Source organism: Staphylococcus sp. OJ82 (assembly GCF_000294465.1).
Classification (GTDB): Bacteria; Bacillota; Bacilli; order Staphylococcales; family Staphylococcaceae; genus Staphylococcus; species Staphylococcus equorum.
The window spans coordinates 114527-137497 of the sequence record NZ_ALPU01000006.1 but is presented as its reverse complement, the minus strand read 5'-3'; the positions used below and the strand labels follow the sequence as shown (position 1 = coordinate 137497).

Genomic DNA, 22971 nt, shown 5'->3' with positions numbered 1-22971 from the left:
TCACAAATGCATTGGGTTTGTTTTTAGTTTATATTCTTAAAAATTTGAAATATAAATGAATGCTTAGAATAATTCTTATAAATAAACATAAAAATGTCGACAAAATAATGAAATTTTGTCGACATTTTATTTTATTATGAATTCTAATCCATTAAATGTTTTAAAATTTAACTGATTCTCCAGGTTTTAAAATTTGTACCTCTCCTACCGTAACAGCAGATTTAAATTCATTTGGATCTTGTTCAATCAATTCAAATGTATCATAGTGCACAGGTACAGTAATTTTAGGTTTTATAAATGTGTTGATTGCATAACTTGCATCATCGATACCCATAGTAAAGTTATCACCAATAGGTACAAAACAAACATCCACAGGATGACGTTCTGCAATTAATTTCATATCGCTGAATAATCCTGTATCTCCAGTGTGATAAATTGTTTTGCCTTCAACTTCTATAATAACCCCCATCGGCATGCCAAGATAAACTGGAATACCATTATCGTCAGTTAAACTTGAACTGTGAAAAGCTTGTACAAATTTCACTGTACCAAATTCAAATTCAGCTTTACCACCAATGTTCATTGGTCTTACATTTTCAACATTTTTATTTGTAGTTAAATAATCACCCAGTTCTGCTGAACCAATTACAGTTGCATTATTTCTATTAGCTAATTCGACTGTATCTCCGAAATGATCACCATGACCATGCGTTAAAATGATATAGTCTACTTCTATAGCATTTGCATCTAAATCTGACTGACCATTGCCAGTAATAAATGGATCTACAATTACTTTTTTACCGTTCGCTTCAAAATAAATCGTTGATTGTCCATGAAATGATAAGTTCATTATATGAATTCCTCCCATAAATCTGTTTATTTACTACATACCACATTCATACCATTTTATAACATATCCGTGCATTTTATATAGCGCTTTTATGCATATTTTTAAAACATTTAGCTAAAATAGCAACATTATAATATTTTATTTTTGAATTCCGTAATGAACTAACATAAACTTAGAATGATAGTATTTTTAGGAGGATGATGATAAATGAAATTAGAACAGATTACCGCAGAATTAAAAACACAACAAGCTGGAGCAGCATGGATTACAACACCATTAAACATTTTTTACTTTACAGGCTATTTAAGTGATCCTCATGAACGTTTACTCGCATTATTAATCAAAGAAAATGGTGAACAAGTATTATTTTGTCCACAATTAGAAGTTGATGAAGTAAAAGCCTCTCCTTTTGAGGGCGAAGTAATTGGATATTTAGACACAGAAAATGCATTAGACAAATATACGTTCACTGTAAATAAATTATTAGTTGAAGCTGAACATTTAACAGTAAAACGTCAACGCGAACTCGTTGAAGCATTTAATGTACAAACTTTTGGTGATATTGACCAAACAATTAAAGACTTACGTAATGTTAAAAGCGAAAATGAAATTGCTACTATTAAAAAAGCATGTGAACTTGCTGACAAATGTATTGAAATCGGTGTAGACTTTTTAAAAGAAGGTGTCACGGAACGCCAAGTTGTCAATCATATTGAGAATGCAATCAAAGATTACGGTGTGAATGAAATGAGCTTCGATACGATGGTACTCTTCGGCGATCACGCTGCTTCACCACATGGTACGCCTGGTGATCATCAATTACAAAGAGATGAATATGTACTATTTGATCTTGGTGTTATTTATAACAATTATTGTAGTGATATGACTAGAACCGTTAAATTTGGCGAACCAAATGATAAAGCTCAAGAAATATATAATGTTGTTTTGAAAGCTGAACAAGAAGCAATTGCAGCAATCAAACCAGGCGTTACAATTAAAGATGTAGATGATATTGCACGTAATATTATCAGTGATGCAGGGTATGGTGATTATTTCCCTCATCGTTTAGGACATGGATTAGGCTTAGAAGAACATGAGTATCAAGATGTTTCTAGTTCAAATACCAACCAATTTGTTGCTGGAATGGTTATCACTGTTGAACCAGGCATATACGTTCCCGGCGTTGCAGGTGTACGTATTGAAGACGATATTTTAGTAACTGAAGATGGTAATGAAAGTTTAACGGGTTACGAAAAATGATAAAAGAAGCGGTTGTTGAAACAATTCAACAAGTTGAACAAGCAATAAGCAATGGTGCTGATCGTATAGAATTATGTGATAATTTGAGTGTCGGAGGAACAACACCTAGCATCGGAATGATTGAAATCGCGACAGAAATTTGTCATACCAATGAGGTTGAAATCGCAGTAATGATTCGCCCGCGTGGTGGTAATTTCGTATATAATTTATATGATTTTGAAATCATGCAACGAGACATGAAAGCAATCAAACAACTTAACGTAGATTACTTTGTATTCGGATGTTTGACAGAGGATAATGTCTTAAATGAATGGCAAATGAAGACTTTGAACAACCTAGCATCACCTGTACCCTCCGTGTGTCATATGGCGTTCGATGAAATTCATTTACATGGTCAAATCAAAGCGCTACATCAGCTGATTGATATTGGCTTTGTTAGATTACTTACACATGGTGGTCCATCAGGGACTGATATTTTCGATAATTTAAATCAACTCGGCAAGCTTGTGGTTAATACAGGCGGACGTATCGAAATCATGCCTGGTGGCGGGTTAAATAAAGATAATTTGCAAGATTTAATATCTTCTTTCCCTTTCCAAGAAGTACATGGTACAAGAATCGTTTAAAACTTGTCATTGATAGTTTAACTTCTTAAAACATAAGATCTTATAGAGTCAATAAAACAGGCTGGGACATAATTACATGTCTCAGCCTGTTTATTATATTGGCAGCAGCTGACTGAATTGAAAATACGCTTATAACAAACTTTTAAAGAACTACTACTGGCCTTATAACACTACTAGACAATTATGTATAAAAAATGCCGACAAAGTCAGTTACTTTGTCGGCATTTTAGAGTGAGATACATAAATATATGTCCTACTCTTATTTTATTTACATCAATTTAATACAATCAATTCGTTATGGTTGAGTTGTATTATAGGTATTTTTATTTTAATGCACTTTCAATATCGGTATATGATAAGTTTAATGCATCTGCAACACCTTTATTAGTTAATTCACCATTAATCGTACTTAAGCCTAAAGATAAAGCTGGATTATCTTGTAGTGCTTTTAAATAGCCTTTTCCAGCTACTTGTTGCGCATATGGTAACGTCGCGTTGTTTAATGCGATTGTTGACGTACGCGGTACTGCACCAGGCATATTAGCTACTGCATAATGTACTACGCCATGTTTTTTATAAGTTGGGTCATCGTGTGTAGTAATACGATCTGTTGTTTCGAAAATGCCACCTTGGTCGATCGCAATATCAACAATCACTGCCCCATCTTTCATTTGTTTAACCATTTCTTCAGTAACGAGTTTTGGTGCTTTTGCGCCTGGAATAAGCACTGCACCAATGACTAAGTCACTATTTTTAACGCATTGCTCTATGTTTAATGGGTTTGACATGATTGTATGTACTCGACCACCAAACAAGTCTTCTAATTGTTGTAAACGTTTAGGGTTAACATCTAAAATTGTAACGTCAGCACCTAAACCTAAAGCAATTTTCGCAGCATTAGTCCCGGCTTGGCCACCACCAATAATACTTACGCGTCCTTTTTCTACGCCAGGTACACCACCAAGTAGAATACCCATGCCACCTTTATATTTCTGTAAGAACTCAGCACCAATTTGGGCAGACATACGACCTGCCACCTCACTCATTGGTGTTAATAATGGTAAAGAACGATCTGGCAATTGCACTGTTTCATAAGCGATACTAATAACTTTGTTTTCTAATAAAGCTTTAGTCAATTTCTCTTCATTTGCTAAATGTAAATAAGTAAATAAAATTAATCCTTCCTCAAAGAATTGGAATTCTTCTTCCAATGGTTCTTTAACTTTCATAACCATATCTACGTTCCATACTTCAGCTTGTTCATTTACAATTTTTGCACCAGCTTCAGTATAGTCCACATCATCAAAATAAGAGCCTAAACCAGCAGATTTTTCAACAACAACATTATGACCTTGCTCAACTAATGCATGCACACCACTTGGGGACAAACTCACCCTGTTTTCATTGTTTTTAATCTCTTTAGGAATACCTATAATCATTTCATCCACCTCCAAATTTATAGTAACGTGTATTCTATGAAAGCGCAATCAAAGAATAGAGTACTTTTACAACAGTGAATTATGTTAATATTCTGTAAATGGTGGTATAATATATATAAGAAGAATAAGGAGGTCATTGATATGCTAACTTATAAAAACATTTTAATTGCGGTAGATGGTTCACACGAGGCTGAATGGGCGTTTAATAAAGCTGTAGATGTTGCAAATCGTAACGAAGCAAAATTAACAGTTGTGAACGTCATTGATTCACGAACATATTCATCATACGAGGTTTATGATGCACAGTTCACTGAGAAATCTAAAAATTTCTCTGACGACTTGTTAAAAGGTTATAAAGAAGTTGCAACAAACGCTGGTATTAAAGATGTTGAAACTCGCTTAGAATTTGGTTCTCCAAAAGCAATTATTCCAAAAAAATTAGCGTCTGAGGTAGAAGCTGATTTAATTATGTGTGGTACTTCTGGTTTAAATGCTGTAGAAAGATTTATTGTTGGTTCTGTATCTGAAGCAATCGTGCGCCACTCACCTTGTGATGTACTCGTTGTACGCACTGAAGAACTGCCAGAAGATTTCCAACCACAAGTAGCAACAGACGAACTTAGATCGCAACACCAAGCTCACTAAAATATACTAGTTTAATTTTATAAAAATGATTTAGTTACATTTAAAGTCTAAACAAAAGTTATTAATTTGTTTCGCTAGGATAGTTTGTTCATTTATTTAGAGCAATCTATCCTTTTTAATATCCAAAGGAATGAGCATGTAAAGTTATATTGCGCATTCAAAGTGATTTTTACAAACTCCTTATCAAAACTTCATATACACTTTAAACAAAAGATATATGATTGAAGTGAAACGCATAATGAAAGGAGTATGAACAACTTATGAAACCGATGCATAAAGCACTTATAACAAGCATGTTCACATTATTTATTTCGAGCACAACATTACATAGTGAAATAATTGCTGCAGAAAAAGACAATACAACACGTACAACAGATTGTCTCAAATTAATAGACACTAAAATCTTACCGTTTGATAAAACTTACAAAGATACGAAAGTTGGCGGATTGTCTGGTATAACGTATGACCCTAAAAATGATAAATGGTTACTTATTAGCGATGACCGATCAGAACACAATCCAGCAAGATTCTATGAAGCTGATATTGACTATAATAGCAATGAATTCAAAGTCGTCAAATTTAATGGCGTTCACAAGTTAAAACAACCGAATGGCAGAGATTACATCAATAAAGAGCAATATAAGAACGACGATGATAATATTGTTGCTGACCCAGAATCGATACGGTTCGACCCACATACTAATGAGATTCTATATACTAGTGAAGGAGATCGTTCCTTAGGATTGAATCCATTTATTCGTAAAGCAACTGAAGATGGTAAATATTCAACTGAAATTCCTGTTAAAGATACAATAAAAATGGATAAACAAAATAAGAAAGGTTTCCGTAATAATCAAGCTATTGAAGGTAGTACTTTTTCCCAAGATGGTAATACGTTATGGACTTCTATGGAGGGCCCCTTAATACAAGATGGCCAAAAACCTACACCTGAATCAGGCGCTTTATCACGCATCACACAATATGATCGCGAAGGCAACATATTATCTGAATTTGCATATCCACTTGATGCCATTCCTAAAAAACCTGGCAAAAACAAACAAGCTGATAATGGAATCACAGAAATATTAGCCATTAATGATCATGAATTTCTCACTCTAGAACGTGCATCTGTACAAGCAGAAGATGGTTCATTTAGTAATTATGTGCGTATATATAAAATTGATGTTAGTAAAGGAACTGATATCAAAGATATAAATTCACTCAAAGAGACAAACGCAAAACCTTTAAATAAAACGCTGGTTGCTGATTTAAATGAACAAGATATTGGTAAAGTTGATAACATTGAAGGCATGACTTTTGGTAAAAAACTGCCCAATGGTAATGACAGTCTAGTATTGACAGCCGATAATAACTTTAATGAAACACAACAATCTCAAATTATTGCTTTTGAGGTTAAACCAGAGAAAAAATAATCCATTTTAAAAACTGATTAATAAAATAATAAAAGCACCCATTCATTATTTTTTCTAATGAATGGGTGCTTTTAATTTAAGTATAAATATTTACAACTCATACTCATTTAATGAATCTGGGTTTACTTCCAGATTATTTTACGTTTCCAAAATCTACAACATCGCGAGCAATCATTACTTCTTCGTTTGTAGGAATAACGATGACTTTTACAGGTGAATGTGGATAATTAATGAAACCTTCAGAACCATGGATCATTTCATTTTTCTTAGCGTCCCAATAAACACCCATAAACTCTAAACCTTCTAAGACTTTTGCTCTTACAGGATCAGAATTTTCACCTACGCCAGCTGTAAATACAATAACGTCTACACCATGCATACGCGTCGCATATGAACCGATATATTTGTGAATACGAGATGCAAAGACGTCAAGCGCTAATTGGGCTCTTTCTTTACCCTCTTTAGAATCTTCAATGATATCTCTTAAGTCACTTGAAGTACCTGAAATACCTAATAATCCAGATTCTTTATTAAGTGTATTTAATACTTCTTCTGCATTTTTACCCGTTTTTTCCATAATAAATGGAATTAAAGCTGGGTCAATATTACCTGAGCGTGTGCCCATTGTAACACCTGCTAATGGAGTGAAGCCCATAGATGTATCTACAGATTCGCCACCATCAATAGCAGCGATTGAAGCACCATTACCGATATGACAAGAGATAATACGTAATTCTTCAATTGGTTTATCTAAAATTTCAGCTGCACGTTGTGAAACATATTTATGACTCGTGCCATGAAAACCATATTTACGAATTCCGAAGTCTTCATAATATTGATATGGCAAACTATATAAATAAGATTTTTCTGGCATTGTTTGATGGAATGAAGTATCAAACACAGCGACATGTGGTATCTCTGGTAAAAGTTTTCGGAATGCACGAATTCCCATTAAGTTTGCTGGGTTGTGTAACGGAGCTAATTCACTTAACGATTCAATTTGTTTTTCTACTTCATCAGTTATATAAACTGATTCTGGGAATAATTCTCCACCATGAACAACACGGTGGCCCGTACCATCAATATCATTAATACTTTCAATGATACCATGTTTTTTAAAGCTTTCTAACATAATATTTACTGCTACTTCGTGATTAGCAATATCATTGGTATCAGTAATTTTTTCTCCATTTACTTCAATAGTAAAGACAGAATTTTTTAAACCAATACGTTCAATTAGTCCTTTAGTAACAACTTTTTCTTCCGGCATTTCAATAAGTTGGAATTTCAGTGACGAACTACCAGCGTTAATGGCCAAAATTAATTTTGACATAAGCTTGTTGCCTCCATTTTCAATTAAGTTTTAATATACCTATCTATTTAATCATTAATACAGTTTATTTTCAAGAATAATACAGTTTAATTTTCAGGATGATTTTCTTCCATCCACACATTTAAATCTTGTAAAAATGCTTGGAATTGTTGAGGGCTTTTGAAGTCAGGAATGTTCGCTAATAAAACCTCTACTGGTTTAGTAACGTTTGTTTCTTTTTTCTGTAGTACAAGAATAGATTTGCGTGCTTTTTCATTTTTAAATAATGTCGAAGGTAAATTTAAAAATGCTTGCATTTCTGTCTCTGTAGCAATAAAGTTTTGTAACTGTTTCACATTTGAACCTTCGAAAATATTACTTGGCACAACTAAAAATGCATAACCTGATTGTTTTAAGGCTACAACAGCTTGTTCAATTAATAAAAAGTGAGAGAAACTGTGACCTTCTTCAAATCCTAAAGTCATTTCCTTACTTCTCTCATCTGCCGGATAATAGCCAACAGGTAAATCACCAATAACAACATCTGTCTCTTCAAAAGGTAATGGCATAATTGCGTCTTGTGGATAAACATCAAATGGTATTTCTAAAAAGTTGGCTAGATGAACGCTGACTCTTGATAATACTGGATCAACTTCTAAAAGATGATGCATCACCGTATGTTCAGTTAACACTTCATGTACAGACGCACTTAGATGGCCTGCCCCACTTGCAATGTCTACAACGTGTAATTCTTCTTTGTTTTTTAAGAAGCGTTGAGATAAAAAGCCTAAAATTAAGCCAATAGAGTCTGGTGTAATTTGATGGTTTGCTTGAATATCTTCTTTTTGCATTAAGCTTAAGTAAGCAAACTGAAATGCTTTTCTTCTATCTTGCAATGTAGCTTGTTCTAACAAGTCTCTTTTACTTGTATAAATGTGTTCCATTGCTAGTCCTAAGTTTTCAATAAAACTTTGACCATTATTTTCATTTAAAGCTTTAGCTTTTTCGTCGAGTGTTTGGAATAACTTTTCCATTACTGTTTCTTCTTGTGTCATTTAATAGTCCTTTCTAAAAAAACTGTCCATAATTTGTTTGAAATTAAGTCAGTTCATGCTAACTTATATTACCAAATAATTATGGACAGTATACTTTATAATGTCAATGATACTGTTTGATTGTTTAACTTCAAATCAAATGACAAATTTTATATTACCTATATTTAATTTAAATAGCACGGTATGCTTCTAAAGCAGCATCGAAGTCTGGGAAATCAGTGCCCTCAGAAACAACTTCAGTATATACTACTTTATTATTTTCATCTAAAACAAAAACTGAACGTGCAAGTAAACGTAATTCTTCCATAACTACGCCATAATTGTTACCAAATGAAAGCTCTTTATGATCACTTAAAGTAACTACGTTATCTAAGCCATTTGATGCACACCATCTTTTTTGTGCGAATGGTAAGTCAACAGAAATAGTTAACACGACGCCATCTTCCTGCGCTGCTTCTTCGTTGAATTTACGTGTTTGTTTATCACAGACACCTGTATCAATAGATGGTACTACACTGATCAATTTCTTTTGACCATCATAATTTGATAAAGTTACTTCATTTAAATCATTGTCTAACACTGTAAAATCTGGTGCTGTTTCACCTTTTTTTACTTGTGATCCTAATAATGTAATTGGTTCTTGTTTAAATGTAATTTGCGCCATTTGAATGCCTCCTATAAAAAGTGCTTACTCAATAATTATAACTGTTTAATCAGATGAAATAAACCTTAAACCCTTTGAAACATAACAATCTACTTCAAATAAAACAATTTTTCAAATTTATTTTTTATTACGACAGTATCAGCAAAATAATCATGTATACCTTTGTGTTTATCTGTAAATATTGTTACTAAATAAGGTAAATTAGCAAATACGCCACTGACAATGCGACCAATCCATTCTCTAAATAATACGTCTACCCAAGTTAAAGATTGTCTATCTGCACGTTCCACTCTAATATTCAAAATCATTTTACCAATTGTTTGTTTAAAATATTTCGTTAATAACACAAAATACAAATAAAATACGAGTGCATCTAATACGTGACCTACACTAAAATAATCAATCCATAACTTTGCATTATCTATATGTGTGAAATGATAGATTGGTTTCAATATAATACTTTGAATACCAAAAATGATGAGTAAATCAATGAGAAAGCTACAAAATCTTATACCAAATCCTGCATATAGTGCTTTTGCTAATTGATTATGTGCAAGTGCATCTGACTCTGTTTGGGCTTCGTTTGAATCTGCAACCTTATGTGCAGTATCATCTTGTTTCATATTATCCATTATTACACCTAACCTTCGTATAGATACATAGGTTCAGCTTCAGTATCATTTTTAATTATTGATTTAACTTCATTGAATTCATTTTTAAATTGAGCAATACTCGCTTTTGCATTACTAAACGATGAGAAGAAACTACCTTCTTCACTATACTCAAATACTTCTGCATCTTTTGCTTTCATATCTTTTTTCATTGCTTTTAACGTTTCATCTTCATAACCAATTTCGTCAATTAACCCGTTATCTTCCGCTTGTTGTGCACTGTAGATTCGTCCATCAGCTAACTCTCTAACTTTACTTTCAGACATATCCCTACCGTCTTTAACTATATTCACAAATCGATCAAAACTATCATCTAATACAGATTGTAAAATATCTTTTTCTTCACTTGTCATAGCTCTTGAGCTACTTAATATGTCTTTATGATCACCTGATTTTATAACATTTTCTTTAACGCCTATTTTTTCTTGTAATTCTGAATAATCAACACTAGACATAATAACACCGATTGATCCTGTCATTGTTTGAGGACCTGCGTATATTTTGTCTGCTGGTGCTGAAATGTAGTATCCACCAGATGCTGCCATACTACCCATATGTACATAAATCTTTTTATCTTTTTGCTTAATTTCTTTTATCTTTTGATAAATTTCATCACTTGGATATGTGCCACCACCAGGAGTATTCACAGATAACAACATACCTTTGACTGTGTCATCATTTTTTACGTTTTCTAATTGTTTTAAGAACGCCTCATGGTTGTAACCACCGCCACCAAACATGCCTCCACCTGTACCTTCAGCTATTTGGCCATCTAATGTTAAATGTGCAATTCGTTTACTTGAATTGCCCTCTTTTTCTACTTTTTCTGTAAATGGGTCCATTTTAGATGTAGCTTGTTCATCAAATAAAGATGAAAAGACCGCTGAAATTGAACTCATCACGATGCCGCCTAACACGATGACAACCGCAAGTATGATTGCGATAATCCTTTTCTTCGACATTTACACTCACTCCCATAATTTATTTTCCTTTTAACTCCATCCCCAATTTAACCATAATCAATTAAGCTATGTATACCTTATCCCAAATATATATTAAAAGAGTTTTAAAATATCATAGTGTTTTATCAGAATTACAGTAAAAAAGTACTAATAATGCGAAGTGACACTATGCCGTATTTTATAAAACTGTATACAAAAAAGAGCGGGAATACGAAATCAAAATTTGATTTCATATTCCCGCTTCTATAAGGCTGACAAACAAAGGAAGACAAGCGTTAAGGCTCTTGTATAAGAACTACTTTATTTTAATATATTTTTGTAATTGCTACATGATTTGCATTAAATAATCATACGCATTTTTCAAAATTAAAATAGCAGTAACTACAATAAACAGACCTTTGACATAACCAACGCCTTTTTTAATTGCAAATAAAGCACCCAAATATGATCCAAAAATCATACTACCAGCCATGATAAAGCCATAAAAATAATCGACTTGATCTAAGAATATAAATAATATTAATGCCCCTAAATTGGATGCAAAATTTAATACTTTGGCATTCCCTGCTGCACCTAAAAAATCAAATCCAAACATTAATAAAACAAAAAGCATAAATGAACCTGTGCCGCCGCCTAAAAATCCATCATATAGACCTATTAAGCACATTAAAGCTGCAAATATTATAGCTTTACCGGTAGTGAGTTTTGTAAAAGTACGTATACTACCCCAATCTTTTTTCATTAATGTATAAATCATGACAAGCGTTAAGATAATGATTACCACTGGCTTTAATAGTTCAGACGGTAAAAATGTCGCCACACTCGCACCACCCATAGCCATTAAGAATACAAATGGAAATAACTTCCCAACAACTTTCAGATCGACATTGCCTGACCTTAAAAAACGAAATGCACTGGTCATCGACCCAAATGCACTAGCTAATTTATTAGTACCTAACGCCATAGCTGGTGGCATACCCACTGCCAAAAGTGCAGGGATAGAAATTAATCCCCCACCACCGACAACTGCATCAATAAACGCTGCTAAAAATCCAAGAAGTATGATGATAATTACAATTGAAATGTCCCACTCTAACATGCGCCAACCCCTGTCTGTTTAAATCATGTTAACTGATTATTCATTATAAATTGAACATCTAAAACTAAGTTTTATATTTTTTAAATGATGCTTACTATAATTTAAACTCGTATTTAAAATAAATCGTCTGCCAAAGTTTGTGTCTCTGAGTCTTTATCACTTTGGTAGTGATTTGAAATTTCTATTGTTTCGATTTGATCCACAGCTTGTTGTACTAATGGTTCAAAATCAAAAATATTTTCATATTTTTCCACTTTTTCAATATCAGGTTCAGTTACAGGATTTTTTGGTGTGAAAATAGTACAACAATCCTCATAAGGTTGTATAGAGACATCAAAAGTTCCAATTTCTTTAGCTCTTTTAACGATATCTTCTTTATCTAATGTGAGTAATGGACGTAACACTGGCGTCGAAGTTACGCTATTAATTGCGTACATACTCTTTAAAGTTTGACTCGCTACTTGACCAAGATTCTCACCATTTACAATGGCATGTCCGTCAATTTCATGTACAAGTTTATCTGCTACTCTCATCATCATTCGACGTGTAGATGTCATTGTATAACGTTCATGTACAACTTTATTAACTTGTTTTTGTAAATCTGTAAAAGGTACAATGTGTAATTTAATTGGACCTACATGAGAAGCTAAAATACGTGTTAATTCAATTACTTTTTCTTTAGCTTTTTCACTTGTAAAGGGCGGGCTATGAAAATGAATTGCTTCAATCATCGCACCTCTTCGCATGACTTCCATACCAGCTACAGGAGAATCAATACCACCTGAGAGCATAAGTAATGTTTTTCCACCTGTTCCAACTGGCAAGCCACCAAGTCCAGCTATAGTTTTGTCATAGACATATATGGCATCTAAACGCACTTCTACTTTTATATTGTGATCTGGATTGTGGACATCGACAGTTAAATCCTTTGTTGCATTTAATACCGCAGCACCAATGCCACGTTGTAATTGATATGTGTCATAAGGAAAGTTTTTATCTGAACGTTTCACGTCTATCTTAAACGTATCTCCGTTTGCGTAGTCTTTTGCAAATTGAACGGCTTGTTCATTTGCCGCTTCTACAGTTTTATCAATTTTTAATACAGGACTAATAGAATAAATGCCGAATACTTTTTTTAGTCTATTACACATTTCATCTATGTCTGCACCTTCATCTAATTCAATATACATTCTATCTCTATTCGCTTTTACTTTATAGCCTTGCAATGGCATTAATGAACGCTTAACATTTGCGCGTAATTTATTCACGAATATTTTACGATTTGCACCCTTTAATGTTAATTCGCCATACCTTACTAATATATGATCATAAATCATACTAACAGCTCCCTTACTTCTTCATATACTTTATAAAAATTTTCTTTAAATGTTTGAATATCTTCTTGAGTCGTATTGGCTCCCATTGAAATTCTGATACTACCTTCAATTTGTTTTCTAGGCACATTCATCGCTAAAAGCACTTCGTTTAGACTCGCTTTTTTAGACGAACATGCACTTGTGGTAGATAACATGATGTTATGTTTTGAAAATGCATTGACCAATACTTCACCTTTTACGCCTGATAAACCAACATTAAGAATGTGTGGCGCTGAATTTTGAGGTGAATTCAGCTTGACGCCGTGAAACCCTGTAAGAAATTGACGTAAGTCAGCATTAAATTCATTTAAAGTATGGTTAAGTTCTGTGGTATGATTCACAGCTGCTTTCATGGCTTTAACAATTGCAATATTCATCGGTAAATTAACTGTACCACTTCTCACACCATACTCTTGTCCACCACCGTGAATAATAGGTTCAAGTTGATGAATATTTCGAACAAATAATATACCTTGCCCTTTCAAACCGTGAAATTTATGCCCACTTAAACTCAATGTATCTACACCTTCAAAGCATAATGGCACTTTACCAATCGCTTGTACTGCATCTACGTGAAAATGTGCCTTGGGATATTGGTGCACAATATTTGCAGCCTCTTCTATTGGTTGGGTTTGACCCATAATATTATTAACATGCATACAGGTTACTATAGCAACATCATCCGACATCAATGTTTTTAAATGGTCCAAGTCGATTTGACCCTCTTCAGTAACATCAACATATTTAATAATAAACCCTTCCGTTTCTAATGAACGTACAACTTCTAATACAGATGGATGCTCAAGTACTGAAGTGATGATTTCATTAGCAAATGCTTTTTTCTTATATGCTACGCCTTTAAGCGCCATATTATTAGATTCAGTCGCACCACTTGTAAAAACAATATCAAATTTTCCATCTAAATTAAACAAATCTTTTATTTGTTTTTTAGTTTGTTGTAACAATTGGTCTGCTTGTAAGCCGGCTTGATGCGGACTATTAGCATTAGAATACAATGATTGATTTACTTTTACATAAGTATCCAGCACGTCTTGGTTTGGCTTTGTCGTTGCGGCGTTATCAAGATATATCAATTCTTTCACTCCATTTCATTTTATCATACACACTTATTTAAGAAGTGATACTAATTTTATATTTATATTTAAGTTATTGTATTAATAACAATACTTTTCTGTCATTTTAAAATTAATTTTATACTTTCCCTTTAAGCATTATACTCGCTTTTGATAAAAAGAAAAGACACGAAATCATAATTCATTTCGTGTCTTACTGGTGTTATTTATAATAATTAAATGGTTTAACCAATAACTTGATCCTCTATTTGTTTGGTAATTCCTGGTTCAACACTTTCTAAAGCTTGTTCAGATATTTCAATTGAACGTTTGTATCTATTATTTTTAAATAGTCTTTCAGCCTCATTAAGGCTTTTATCTATGTTCGAACTATCTTTACGGTAACGGTTACCATATTCAATAAGTTTCTCAGCATAAACTGCATTAACAAGCACATCCGTAGCTTCATCTTCAAATTTATTCATTTGTAGCACTACTTTAGATACTTTATCTTTCAATTGTTTAACATGTATTGGACGTACACTGAATTTCTTGTTTACTTCACGCACTTCATAATCAATTTCATTTTTCATTATAATGAAACGTTCTGGTACGCTTGGTAAGTTAGAAGCTAATAGCTTTCTATAAACTTCTTCTTTTTTACTTTGTACACGTAAGATATTTTCTTCTGCTTCTGCTTCATCTTCGCGTAGTTGAATTAAGTGATTTTGTAATTTTTCTTGTTTTTCATTAATCACAGCTACATGCTCTTCGATATATTTCAAGTTATCTTGAACTTCACTGTAGCGTACTGCAGATTTGGCCATTTCTTTTAGAATTTCATCATAAACAGCTATTAAGTTTTGAATTTCATTTTCAAACTGTCTTACATTCTGTACATCACTTTCATTTATATAGTAATTTTCACGTACATATTCAATTTCAGTTTGTAAAGTATAATTCATTTCTTTTGCTCTAAACAAATTATCTGTAATGACTTCTTTTGATTCTTCTACTTCATTTTTCGCTTTAACTTCGTGCTCAATTAATTCATACATTTCATCAAGACGATCGTTAATATTATTTAATTTTTCATTCGCTTCATCAAGTTCCAATCTACTAATCATCGGTTCTACAAAGCTAAGTTCTGTTTTAAGCGTTTGTAAAGTGCTATCAATTTTGACATGATCTAAATCATAGCCTTCTACTTTGAGATCTCTACATCCGTATTTCATATCTTGGAACTGTCCAGGTAATTCTTTTTGTGCTTCTCTGATTAACTCAGGAATTTCTGACATATCCTTTTTTAAAAAGTTCATATCTTCATTTAAAGTTTTGATATGTTCATGTGCGTAAACATAATTACCTTCTGCTTTATATGATTCATAGTTTTCCATTTCTGGTACGAATGCTTCAATTTCATGTTCTAACGGCGCTGCTGCTTCACCGAACTGATGTCTGTTCGCTAACACGTCGCGCTTCATTTCTCGGTAATCCACTTTACATTCTTCATATAAGTGATCACTCTCTTTATGTACGCCCATAATATCTTCGACATCTGTAGTTAATACATTGTAATTTTCTTCGTATTTATCCATTAATTCGTGTGCTTCATCAATTTCAGTTTGCGCTTGCGAAAATTTAAATTTATCAAGTAAACCTTCCGCATTGTGAATCTTTTCTTCTAATGGTAACAAATATTGATTTTTACTATCTAAAGACGTTTGTTTTAATCTATCATAAGTAGATTTTGTTTCACCTGTTAAAGTTAAATCAGATAATTGAGATAAACTTTCATCATAGGGTAATTGCTCTACTTGTAATTTTCGTTCTTCAGCCTTCTCAATCATTTGGCTTTTATTCGAACGCATATAGAATAATACACCGACAATAATCAGTATAATAACAATAATTGCTAGAATGATATACAATACCATATGTTTTCTCCTCCTATTTTATCACTATTCATTATAACGTAATTTACCCATGCATTAAAAGAGAAAATGAATTAATCATTGATAATATTTTAAATTTCATAGTAAATCTATCTCTGTTAATATTATGTATCATGTTGCAACTAAAAAAAGCCCTTACAAATCATTTGATTGATTACTATTAAAACAGTCTTTATACTAAATGAAAAGTAAAAAGTGAGGTTTTATTAATATGACAGAGGTAAAAGAAACAAATTACGATTTATTACAAAAGCAAGTTGCTAGTCTAATCGAAGATGAATCAAATTTAATTGCTATACTTAGCAATGTCTCTGCTTTACTAAATGATTCGTTAGATCAAATTAATTGGGTTGGCTTCTATTTAATAGAAAATAATGAATTAATCTTAGGACCGTTCCAAGGTCATCCTGCTTGTGTACATATTGCTATCGGCAAAGGCGTATGTGGCACAGCTGTAGAAACAAACGAATCACAACTCGTTGAAGACGTTAATGCTTTTCCAGGACACATTGCATGTGATGCGAATAGTAAATCAGAAATTGTTGTTCCTATTCATAAAGACAATCAAATCATTGGTGTCTTAGATATTGATGCCCCTATTACAAATCGCTTTTCAGACACAGATAAAATTGCTTTAGAAGAAATTGTTAAAGTCCTAGAACAGCAAATAGCTTAATATTTAACAATCGTCTTTCTATAGGTAAATCTGGGTTTACTATTGACAGTAATTCAGAACATGGTACAATGTTCTTTGTGTGAATAAACGAAATTAGCAGTTGCCTATTAGTTGGCTCTATGTTGTTCCCAACGCGGACGTGTCGTGTAACCGTAGCTATGAGGTGAGGATACATAAAACAATATATCCAAATAAGCATGCAACACTCTTTTTTGTTTTTTCATAACAACAAAAGAGAAAAAGGAGGAGTCTATTATGGCTCGATTTAGAGGTTCGAACTGGAAAAAATCACGTCGTTTAGGTATCTCATTAAGTGGTACTGGCAAAGAATTAGAGAAGCGTCCATACGCTCCAGGCCAACATGGTCCTAACCAACGTAAAAAATTATCAGAATATGCATTACAATTACGTGAGAAACAAAAATTACGTTATTTATACGGAATGACTGAAAGACAATTCCGTAACTCATTTGAAATTGCTGGTAACCAACATGGTGTCCATGGTGAAAACTTCATGCAATTACTAGCTGCTCGTTTAGATGCAGTTGTATATTCATTAGGTTTAGCGCGTACGCGTCGCCAAGCTCGCCAACTTGTTAACCACGGTCACATTTTAGTAGATGGTAAACGTGTTGATATTCCATCATATACTTTAAAACCTGGTCAAGAAATTTCAGTACGTGAAAAATCTTTAAAACTAGATATCATTGCTGAATCTGTTGAAATCAATAACTTTGTACCTGAGTACTTAGAATTTGATGCAGACAACTTAAAAGGTAAATATGTACGCGTTCCTGAACGTAGTGAATTACCTGCTGAAATCAACGAACAACTTATCGTTGAGTACTACTCAAGATAAGCGTTTTAATTTCAAACCAAGAAGTCCTTTCGAGGATTTCTTGGTTTTTTTATTACTATATAATTAACACCTTTCATCCAAATATTTAATTATAAGCAGAAATCCTTCTAACCCCCTCACACATGGCACAATATCTTTTTACTTTCTCATAATAATTACTGTATGCTTATGAATAAAGGAGTGTTAAATTTGATTATTAGAGCATTAGAAGAAACAGATTTAGATTTTGTACATCACTTAAATAACGAATATTCCATTATGTCTTATTGGTTTGAAGAGCCCTATCAATCATTAAGTGAACTTCAATCATTATATAAAAAACATTTATTAGATGAGACTGAACGTAGATTTATTATTGAAAAAGATCAAACACGAATCGGTGTAGTTGAATTAGTTGAAATCGACTTTATACATAGTAACTGCGAAATTCAAATTATTATTGATTCAGAATATGGTGGCAAAGGATATGCCAAAAGTGCATTTAAAATGGCTATTGATTATGCGTTCCTAGTACTTAATCTCCACAAAATATATTTATTTGTTGATGTTAACAACGAAAAAGCTGTTCATATTTATAAAGCACAAAACTTCTCCATCGAAGGTACATTACAAGAACATTTTTATACTCGTGGTGAATATAGTGATTGTCATGTGATGGGATTATTAAAAAAGAATTGGGTAAATCATCATGATAATGATTTATCTCACATTAAATAATATACATTTCATTTTTATTAAAACTAGAAAAAGCTTAAATGAACCCTTTAAATTCATTTAAGCTTTTTTAATATTTTCATTTTTATAAAATATCATTTGGATTATCTGAAATCAGTCCGTCTACACCTAGTTTTTGCAATGCTTTTGCTTGTTCATGCTCATTCACTGTATAGGGCATTACTGACAATTTATACTGATGTGCATTTTTTAAAAACTTCTCTGTCACTAAAGCATAATTTGGATTTACATAATCTGCATAGGCAGCAATGCTTTTGAATAGAGGTAATTTATACCAATATTTCTTTTTACTAATCAATACACCTAGTTCATAGCCTTCATTCATATCAAATATTTTTTTCATACTTTTTTGATTGAATGATTGTACAATCACTTTATTTTTTGGTAAATCTGATGCATTTAATGCATCTATTAATTCACTTTCAATTCCAGGATAATTCTGTGGCTGTTTTAATTCTATTAGTAACTTTTGATGATAATCTTGAATTAAATTAATTACTTCATCCAAAGTCGGTATTGTCGCTCCCGCAAATTGCTTATCTTTAGTTATACCATAATCAAATTGTTGCAATTCCGCTAAATTCATATCCTTGATTTTTCCTGATCCATTCGAAGTACGATCAATCGAATCGTCATGAATAACTACGAGATGGTTATCTGATGTCCTGTGTATATCTATTTCTAATATATCAATATCACTTACAAGTGCAGCTTTAAAAGCAATCATCGTATTTTCAGGAAAATATGTAGCAATACCACGATGTGCCACTAATATGAGCTTGTTCTCATTATTATATATTGTCATTAAAGTTGCTCTCCTCTTTCTTTATATCATATTTTCATCTAAACTTAAATTATCATAAATCAACTGGAGGTCAATCGTTATGGTTCAACATGAATTCAAAGTAAACACACAATGGTCTGGTGGTCGTGAAGCTGTAGGTCAACTTAACGGAGACGTATTAGATGAACAAATATCTATACCATCAGGTTTAGGCGGCAATGGAACTGGTACAAACCCAGATGAATTATTAGTTTCAGCTGCATCTTCTTGTTATATTATCTCACTTGCAGCTGTACTCGAACGTTCTGGTTTTAACAATATAGAAATTCAACAATCTTCTATAGGTACAGCTGTATTTGAAAATGCCAAATTTCGTATGGACAACATTATCCACTACCCTGTTATTGAAGTTGAAACTGCACAAAAAGATAGCTTAGTTAGAAAACTACCTAAACTCTTAAAGGTTGCAGACAATAATTGTATGATTTCAAATTCAATTAAAGGTAATGTCACTGTAAAAATAGAACCAAAAATAAAATAATTTAAAAAAATTTTATATATGACGGAATATGAATGCGATAACAATGTATGCCCTTTCATGATATTTTATTTTGTTTATTTACATAATCTTTTAACTTTTGCACTTTTATATTATCTGAAAATTTGCTAAACTAATACAATCATAAGCATTGGGGGAATCACATATGAAATACTATCGTCCTATGTTACTTACACCAGGACCAACGCCAGTACCAGAAGAAATTTTACACGCAACACAGTCACCAATGGTCGGACACAGATCAAGTGACTTTGAAACAATTGCTGAAGAAGCATTTCGTGCTCTAAAACCAATATTCGGTGCGCAAAATGACGTAATGATATTAACTTCTAGTGGGACAAGCTCTTTAGAAGCAAGCATGTTAAATATTGCAAATCCTGATGACAACATTGTTATCATTGTTTCAGGTGCTTTTGGTAATCGTTTCAAACAAATTGCAGAAACATATTACGAAAACGTACATATTTTTGAAGTCGAATGGGGCAAGGCTGTAAACGTGCCTGAATTTATTGACTTCTTAAAATCATTGAACACAGATATTACAGCAGTTTATAGTCAATATTGTGAAACATCCACTGCAGTGTTGCACCCTGTCCATGAATTAGGACATGCCCTTAAAGCATACGACGAATCAATTTACTTTATTGTTGATGGCGTGAGTTGTATCGGTGCAGTTGATGTAGACTTACAACGAGATCAGATTGATGTGCTTATTTCTGGTAGTCAAAAAGCTATTATGTTGCCTCCTGGTTTAGCGTTTGTAGCTTATAATAATCGTGCTAAAGAACGATTTAGCCAAGTTACGACGCCAAGATTTTATTTAGATTTAAATAAATATTTGAAATCTTTAGAAGCAAATTCAACACCTTTCACACCAAACGTTTCGTTATTTAGAGGTGTGAATGCCTACGCCAAATTAGTTGAAGAAGAAGGATTAGACCAAGTTATTGCACGTCACTATGCAATACGTGATGCTTTAAGAAAATCACTCAATTCACTAGGCTTAGATTTATTAGTCCAAGATGAGTTTGCTTCACCTACTGTTACGGCCTTTGTGCCTAAATCAAAAGAAGAACTCAACTTCATTAAAAATGAACTTAAAAACCGTTTTGCTATAACGATTGCAGGTGGACAAGGTCATCTAAAAGGAGAAATTCTACGCATAGGTCATATGGGTCAAATTTCACCTTTTGATATTTTACAAGTCGTATCAGCATTAGAAATTCTATTAACTGAATTCAGAAAAGAATCATATATTGGTACAGCAATTACTCAGTACATGGAGGTCGTAAAAGCATATGTATAAAATTTTAGTATCTGATCCAATCTCTCCAGAAGGTTTAAAAAGTTTAATTGACCATAAAGACTTCGAAGTCGAAATCAATACAGAATTAAATGAAAGCGAACTCGTTGAAAAAATTGGTGATTACCAAGGCTTAATTGTTAGAAGCCAAACACAAGTCACTGCAGAAATGATTGAAGCAGCACCAAATCTAAAAGTTATTGCTAGAGCTGGGGTCGGTGTAGACAACATTGATGTCGATGCAGCTACCAAAAATGGTGTTATCGTAATTAATGCACCAGATGGTAATACTATTTCTGCTACTGAACACTCTATGGCTATGATTTTATCAATGGCACGTAATATCCCACAAGCACATCAATCATTGAAAAATGGAAAATGGGACCGTAAAACATATAGAGGTACAGAACTTTATAATAAAACGCTTGGCGTCATCGGTGCTGGTAGAATTGGTTTAGGCGTTGCAAAACGTGCACAAAGTTTCGGTATGCATATTTTAGCTTTTGACCCTTACTTATCTGAAGATAAGGCAAAAGAACTAAATGTCACACGTGCAACAGTTGAAGAAATTGCTGAACAAGCAGACTTCGTTACTGTACACACACCATTAACTCCAAAAACTAAAGGTATCGTTGGTAAAGACTTTTTCGAAAAGGCAAAACCAACGTTACAAATTATTAACGTAGCACGTGGTGGTATTATTGATGAAACAGCGCTATTAGACGCTTTAAACAATGATCAAATTCAAAGTGCGGCAATAGATGTATTTGAAAGCGAACCAGCAACTGAGTCCCCTCTTGTTGATAACGATAAAATTATTGTTACACCACATCTAGGTGCATCGACTGTCGAAGCTCAAGAAAAAGTGGCTGTTTCAGTAGCAAATGAAATCGTGGATATTTTCGAAAATGGTAACGTCTTAAACGCGATTAACGCACCAAAAATGACTTACAGTGAAATCAATGATGAATTGAAGCCTTATATTGAATTAAGTAAAATGACTGGTGAAGTCGGTATTCAATTACTTGAAAAAGCACCTCGCGAACTACAAATCAAATACGAAGGTGACATTGCATTAGATGATACAAGTTTGATTACAAGAACACTTGTATCTGGCGTCTTACGTCAAGATTTAGCAGAACGTGTAAACTTAATCAACGCCTTAGTACTCTTAAACGAACAAGGTGTATCTTATAATATTGAAAAGAATACAAAACATCGTGGTTTTAGTAACTATATAGAATTAACATTAATTAATAAAGATACTCAAATTAAACTTGGCGCAACTGTACTCAATGGTTATGGTCCAAGAATCGTACGTATCAATGATTATCCAGTAGACTTTAAACCAGAACATCACCAACTAGTAATAAATCATAACGATAGACCAGGCATTGTAGGCCGCACAGGACAAATTCTTGGCACATATGATATCAATATCGCTTCAATGCACCTTGGTCGTACAAACCAAGGTGGTAACGCCCTAATGGTATTATCAATTGACCACCCTGTTACACCAGATGTTATTGATGCATTATATCAAATTGAAGGATTTAATTTGATACGAAGCGTTGAACTGGATATTCAAAGTGATGCAAACTACAATATTTAAATATTGAATCATCATAAAAGAACT

Annotated in this window: 22 protein-coding genes; 10 read left to right on the top strand and 12 right to left on the bottom strand. The window is 33.0% G+C overall.

The window, feature by feature from the left end; translation table 11 throughout:
• Window positions 1-160: 160 nt before the first annotated feature.
• Window positions 161-850: a metal-dependent hydrolase gene (locus SOJ_RS06925; protein ID WP_002507353.1), complete on the bottom strand. Its 690-nt coding sequence runs from the start codon at window positions 848-850 to the stop codon at window positions 161-163.
• Window positions 851-1057: 207 nt separating this feature from the next.
• Here SOJ_RS06925 and SOJ_RS06920 point away from each other — a divergent pair, with 207 nt between their 5' ends.
• Together SOJ_RS06920 and SOJ_RS06915 are read left to right on the top strand one after the other, a co-directional pair.
• On the top strand, window positions 1058-2110 hold the full coding sequence (locus SOJ_RS06920) for a M24 family metallopeptidase (RefSeq protein WP_002507352.1): 1053 nt from the start codon (window positions 1058-1060) through the stop codon (window positions 2108-2110).
• Window positions 2107-2736, top strand: a complete 630-nt coding sequence (locus SOJ_RS06915) for a copper homeostasis protein CutC (RefSeq protein WP_002507351.1) — start codon at window positions 2107-2109, stop codon at window positions 2734-2736. Before SOJ_RS06920 ends, SOJ_RS06915 begins: the two co-directional genes overlap by 4 nt.
• A 323-nt stretch (window positions 2737-3059) precedes the next feature.
• Here the strand turns inward: SOJ_RS06915 and ald are convergent, their stop codons facing one another.
• A complete protein-coding gene (gene ald, locus SOJ_RS06910; RefSeq protein WP_002507350.1) occupies window positions 3060-4175 on the bottom strand; it encodes an alanine dehydrogenase in 1116 nt (371 codons plus the stop codon).
• A gap of 141 nt (window positions 4176-4316) precedes the next feature.
• On the opposite strand from ald, the gene SOJ_RS06905 reads away from it, so the two are divergent.
• Window positions 4317-4820 (top strand): universal stress protein, encoded by a 504-nt coding sequence (locus SOJ_RS06905; RefSeq protein ID WP_002507349.1) that lies wholly within the window; start codon window positions 4317-4319, stop codon window positions 4818-4820.
• Window positions 4821-5080: 260 nt separating this feature from the next.
• Window positions 5081-6253: an esterase-like activity of phytase family protein gene (locus SOJ_RS06900; RefSeq protein WP_002507348.1), complete on the top strand. Its 1173-nt coding sequence runs from the start codon at window positions 5081-5083 to the stop codon at window positions 6251-6253.
• A 133-nt stretch (window positions 6254-6386) separates the two neighbouring features.
• On the opposite strand, the gene SOJ_RS06895 is transcribed toward SOJ_RS06900, so the two are convergent.
• From SOJ_RS06895 to ezrA, 9 genes are all read right to left on the bottom strand, one after another.
• A complete protein-coding gene (locus SOJ_RS06895) occupies window positions 6387-7586 on the bottom strand; it encodes an acetate kinase (protein WP_002507347.1) in 1200 nt (399 codons plus the stop codon).
• Between the two features lie 86 nt (window positions 7587-7672).
• Window positions 7673-8620 carry a class I SAM-dependent methyltransferase gene (locus SOJ_RS06890; RefSeq protein ID WP_002507346.1) on the bottom strand — a complete coding sequence of 316 codons (948 nt, stop codon included), beginning with the start codon at window positions 8618-8620 and terminating at the stop codon, window positions 7673-7675.
• A gap of 169 nt (window positions 8621-8789) precedes the next feature.
• Entirely contained in the window at window positions 8790-9284 is a 495-nt protein-coding gene (gene tpx, locus SOJ_RS06885; RefSeq protein WP_002507345.1) for a thiol peroxidase, read from the bottom strand.
• A gap of 89 nt (window positions 9285-9373) precedes the next feature.
• Window positions 9374-9916 carry an RDD family protein gene (locus SOJ_RS06880; RefSeq protein WP_002507344.1) on the bottom strand — a complete coding sequence of 181 codons (543 nt, stop codon included), beginning with the start codon at window positions 9914-9916 and terminating at the stop codon, window positions 9374-9376.
• A gap of 8 nt (window positions 9917-9924) precedes the next feature.
• Window positions 9925-10917, bottom strand: coding sequence for a signal peptide peptidase SppA (gene sppA, locus SOJ_RS06875; RefSeq protein WP_002507343.1), 993 nt, complete (start codon window positions 10915-10917; stop codon window positions 9925-9927).
• Window positions 10918-11242: 325 nt separating this feature from the next.
• A complete protein-coding gene (locus SOJ_RS06870; protein WP_002507342.1) occupies window positions 11243-12016 on the bottom strand; it encodes a sulfite exporter TauE/SafE family protein in 774 nt (257 codons plus the stop codon).
• 113 nt (window positions 12017-12129) lie between these two features.
• Window positions 12130-13353 carry a tRNA uracil 4-sulfurtransferase ThiI gene (thiI, locus tag SOJ_RS06865; protein WP_002507341.1) on the bottom strand — a complete coding sequence of 408 codons (1224 nt, stop codon included), beginning with the start codon at window positions 13351-13353 and terminating at the stop codon, window positions 12130-12132.
• Window positions 13350-14486, bottom strand: coding sequence for a cysteine desulfurase family protein (locus tag SOJ_RS06860; RefSeq protein ID WP_002507340.1), 1137 nt, complete (start codon window positions 14484-14486; stop codon window positions 13350-13352). Before SOJ_RS06860 ends, thiI begins: the two co-directional genes overlap by 4 nt.
• Before the next feature lie 224 nt (window positions 14487-14710).
• Window positions 14711-16402 carry a septation ring formation regulator EzrA gene (gene ezrA, locus SOJ_RS06855; protein ID WP_002507339.1) on the bottom strand — a complete coding sequence of 564 codons (1692 nt, stop codon included), beginning with the start codon at window positions 16400-16402 and terminating at the stop codon, window positions 14711-14713.
• 229 nt (window positions 16403-16631) lie between these two features.
• On the opposite strand from ezrA, the gene SOJ_RS06850 reads away from it, so the two are divergent.
• From SOJ_RS06850 to SOJ_RS06840, 3 genes are all read left to right on the top strand, one after another.
• Window positions 16632-17096 carry a GAF domain-containing protein gene (locus tag SOJ_RS06850; RefSeq protein ID WP_002507338.1) on the top strand — a complete coding sequence of 155 codons (465 nt, stop codon included), beginning with the start codon at window positions 16632-16634 and terminating at the stop codon, window positions 17094-17096.
• Window positions 17097-17351: 255 nt separating this feature from the next.
• Window positions 17352-17954, top strand: a complete 603-nt coding sequence (rpsD, locus tag SOJ_RS06845; RefSeq protein ID WP_002507337.1) for a 30S ribosomal protein S4 — start codon at window positions 17352-17354, stop codon at window positions 17952-17954.
• Between the two features lie 189 nt (window positions 17955-18143).
• The gene (locus tag SOJ_RS06840; protein WP_002507336.1) at window positions 18144-18671 is read left to right on the top strand and encodes a GNAT family N-acetyltransferase; all 528 of its coding nucleotides are present in this window, start codon (window positions 18144-18146) and stop codon (window positions 18669-18671) included.
• A gap of 82 nt (window positions 18672-18753) precedes the next feature.
• Here the strand turns inward: SOJ_RS06840 and SOJ_RS06835 are convergent, their stop codons facing one another.
• Window positions 18754-19494: a glycerophosphodiester phosphodiesterase gene (locus SOJ_RS06835; RefSeq protein WP_002507335.1), complete on the bottom strand. Its 741-nt coding sequence runs from the start codon at window positions 19492-19494 to the stop codon at window positions 18754-18756.
• A gap of 79 nt (window positions 19495-19573) precedes the next feature.
• Here SOJ_RS06835 and SOJ_RS06830 point away from each other — a divergent pair, with 79 nt between their 5' ends.
• From SOJ_RS06830 to serA, 3 genes are all read left to right on the top strand, one after another.
• Window positions 19574-20014 (top strand): SACOL1771 family peroxiredoxin, encoded by a 441-nt coding sequence (locus SOJ_RS06830; protein WP_002507334.1) that lies wholly within the window; start codon window positions 19574-19576, stop codon window positions 20012-20014.
• Window positions 20015-20177: 163 nt separating this feature from the next.
• Window positions 20178-21338, top strand: coding sequence for a pyridoxal-phosphate-dependent aminotransferase family protein (locus SOJ_RS06825; protein WP_002507333.1), 1161 nt, complete (start codon window positions 20178-20180; stop codon window positions 21336-21338).
• The gene (serA, locus tag SOJ_RS06820; protein ID WP_002507332.1) at window positions 21331-22947 is read left to right on the top strand and encodes a phosphoglycerate dehydrogenase; all 1617 of its coding nucleotides are present in this window, start codon (window positions 21331-21333) and stop codon (window positions 22945-22947) included. The genes SOJ_RS06825 and serA overlap by 8 nt, the downstream gene beginning before the upstream one ends.
• The last annotated feature ends 24 nt before the right edge of the window (window positions 22948-22971 follow it).